Annotated in this window: 2 protein-coding genes, 2 pseudogenes and 1 riboswitch; of the genes and pseudogenes, 2 read left to right on the top strand and 2 right to left on the bottom strand. The window is 68.3% G+C overall.

Annotated features, from left to right (window positions below):
* Positions 1-264 (bottom strand): annotated as a pseudogene (locus AC1DZ6_RS22585) (threonine-phosphate decarboxylase); the annotation flags it as partial.
* Between the two features lie 2 nt (positions 265-266).
* Entirely contained in the window at positions 267-2186 is a 1920-nt protein-coding gene (locus AC1DZ6_RS22580; RefSeq protein WP_477099357.1) for a TonB-dependent receptor plug domain-containing protein, read from the bottom strand.
* A gap of 109 nt (positions 2187-2295) precedes the next feature.
* Positions 2296-2507: riboswitch (cobalamin riboswitch) on the bottom strand.
* Between the two features lie 50 nt (positions 2508-2557).
* Between AC1DZ6_RS22580 and AC1DZ6_RS22575 the strand changes: the two are divergent.
* Positions 2558-2797, top strand: a pseudogene (locus tag AC1DZ6_RS22575) (bifunctional adenosylcobinamide kinase/adenosylcobinamide-phosphate guanylyltransferase); the annotation flags it as partial.
* A gap of 29 nt (positions 2798-2826) precedes the next feature.
* Positions 2827-2951, top strand: a 125-nt coding sequence (locus tag AC1DZ6_RS22570; RefSeq protein ID WP_477099358.1) for a sigma-70 factor domain-containing protein, incomplete at its 3' end; no start/stop codon positions are given.

Below are 2951 nucleotides of genomic sequence, written 5' to 3'. Positions count from 1 at the left end.
GATCAGCGCCTCGCTGCCGGCCGCCGCGACGACCCGGGCCGGATCCTCGACGCCGAACGCCTTGGCCGCCGCCTGCTCCAGGATCTGGAGGGTCTGGGGATCAGGCAGCCGCGACCAGGTCTCCGACGCGAGCGCCGGGACCGGGTAGGGGCAGGGATTGATCCCCGTCGACAGGTCGAGCCAGGGCGCCGGCGCGTCCGGCCATGCCGTCCGCGCCGCCCCGAGGCGTCCGCCGTGGCCGAGGAAGGCCGCCGGCGTCGCCATCGCTAGAACCTGGCTCGCACGCCCGCGAAGGCGCCGCGACCCAGGGTCCCGTAGCCGGTGAGGGTCTCGTACTGCTGGTCGAACAGGTTCTCGACCCGGCCGTACAGCTCGAACGTGTCGTTGATCGGATAGGCGATCCGCACGTCGGTCAGCACATAGCTCTTCAGACGCTGGGTGTTGGAGGCGTTGTTGAAGCTGTGGCCGACGTACTGCACCGTCACGCCGCCGGTCAGGCCGTTGGTGAGGCTGAGTTCGGCGTCCGCCGAGGCGGTCTCGCCGGCCCGACGGCTCAGATCCTTGCCGTAGTTGGAGCCGGCCGACTTATTGACCGCGTCCATGTTGGTGTAGTTGGCCGACAGGGTCAGCAACGCGCTGACCTCGAAGCTGCCTTCCACCTCGACGCCGTCGGCCTGGGTCTTGGCCGTGTTGGCGTAGCCGCCGTAGTTGGGCGGGGTGTTGTTGGACTGGAAGTCGATCTGGTTCTTGGTGTCGCGGCTGAAATAGGTGATCGCGCCGCGCAGGCGGCCGTCCAGGAGGCTGTGCTCGACGCTGAGGTCCCAGCTCTTGGCTTCCTCCGGCTTGAGCGCCGTGTTCCCGTAGTCGCTGTACAGCTGGTACAGCGAGGGCGCCTTGAAGCCCTCGCCGTAGTTGGCGCGAAACACCGTGGCGCCGTCGTTCAAGCTCCAGGCCGCGCCCGCTTGATAGGTGGTGGCGCCGCCGAAGGTGTCGTGGTCGTCGTGGCGTACGCCGCCCGTCAGGGTCAGGCCTTCGACCAGCTTGGCCTGAAGTTGGCCGTAGATGCTGTCCATGCCGGTGGCGTGGCGGTCGACGTCGGTGCTGAACGAGGGCGAGGCGGTGCGGAACCACGTGCGCTCGGTCTCGGCCCCGAACACCGCGCGCCAGATCGGGCTGATCGTCCAGATGCCCTGATATTCCAGGCTGTTGTCGGTGCCGCGCGAGTCGAAGGTCTTGGGCGCGCTCGATGTGGGGTCGTAGTTGTCGCGGTCGGTCTGAGTGTAGGCGTAGCCGATCCGGCTGTTCAGCGCGCCGCCGAAGTTGGACAGGCGCGTGCCGRCATAGCCGACCAGCTCCTTGGTCTTGCCGTAGTCGGCGGTGTCGCCCAGCGCATAGGGCGGGGCGGGCAGCGAGCTGTCGTACTCGTTGCGGCCGGCGGCGTAGGACAGGCGCGCGTCGAGAGCGGCCCAGTCGGTCACGTTCAGGTCCAGGCGGCCGCTGATCGCGTTGTTGTGATAGCCGTCCTTCTCCTTGCCGCCTCGGGCCTCGCTGAAGTTGGAGATGCCGGCGGTGGTGTAGGACCCAGCCGCCAGGCGCCAGCCGCCCCAGGCCCCGCCGGCGCCAACGCCGACGCGGGCGTAGGCCGTGGCGCGCGAACCGCCCTCGACCGTGGCGTCGCCCGAAAGAGGGCCGTCCGGGGTCTTGGTGATCATGCTGACCACGCCGCCGATGGCCTGGCTGCCCCACAGGGTGGATTGCGGACCGCGCAGCACCTCGATGCGGTCGACGTCGCCGGCCAGCAGGGTGGAGAAGTTGTAGCCGCCGCCCGTCGAAGACGGGTCGTTCAGCTTGACGCCGTCGATCAGCACGGCGGTCTGGTCGCTCTCGGCGCCGCGGATGCGCACCTGGGTCGAACCGCCCACGCCGCCGTTGCGGGTGACGGTGACGCCGGGGGTGCGCGACAGCAGGTCGGAAACCACGACGGCCTGGCGCTGGCGCAGGGTCTCGGCGGTGATCACCGTCATGCTGACGGGCGTTTCGGACAGCTTGTCGGCGGCGCGCCCGGCGGTGACGACCACCTGGTCGACCTCGTTGGCCGCGTCGACGGTCTCGGCGGCCAGCACCTGGCTCGGCAAGGCGAGAACGGGAAGGGCGGCCACCAGGGCCAAGACGGAAATCGAGCGCATTTTCAAATCCTCCGTGCGCAGCAACGAAGGCTGGCCCGAGAATTCGGACCGGCCTGACGATGTCGCCTCGGGGGAAAGAACCCCATCGTACGGCGCACCCCGGCCGGACGAAGGACGACTGCGACGGGCAGGTCTCCTGGCTCGCGGGTCAATGCCGGTGCGTGTCGCCTTCCCAGCTGCTCTCCCCAGTTGTTCTTGGAGAGAAAGGCCAGTGGCTTATGACACGCGGGCTCGCCGCTTACAGTTGCGGGGGCAGCCCGGGTTTCACACCCGAGTTCCCTTTTCATCCTCTTTCGAGGAACCTGTCGCGAGAGCTGCACTATATGCTGCGCCGCACACGGTCAATCTGACTGGGCAATCTGGAGAACGTCTTGCCCTTTACCCTCGTTCTGGGCGGAGCCCGATCCGGCAAGAGCGCCTTTGCCCAGGGTGCGGCCGAGGCCTTGAGCGTGGAAACCGGCGGCCGGCTGGTCATGGTCGCCACGGCGCAGGCCTTCGATTCGGAGATGGCCGAGCGGATCGAACGGCACCGTGAGGATCGTGGACCGGCCTGGACGACCCTGGAGGCTCCGCTGGATCTGGTCGAGGCGCTGGGCGGCCTGGGCGCCGGCGACGTCGTGGTGGTCGATTGCCTGACCCTGTGGCTGTCGAACCTGATGCTGGGCGATCGGGACCTGGCGGCGGCCTGTCGCGTTATCTCACCGAAATCCGCAAGTTCCCGATGCTCCCCAAGGACGAGGAGTTCATGCTCGCCCAGCGTTGGAA

It is taken from the genome of Caulobacter sp. P1_B12_2 (genome assembly GCF_056406675.1).
The sequence above is the reverse complement of the archived record's forward strand: the minus strand, read 5'-3'. Positions and strand labels throughout refer to the sequence as shown.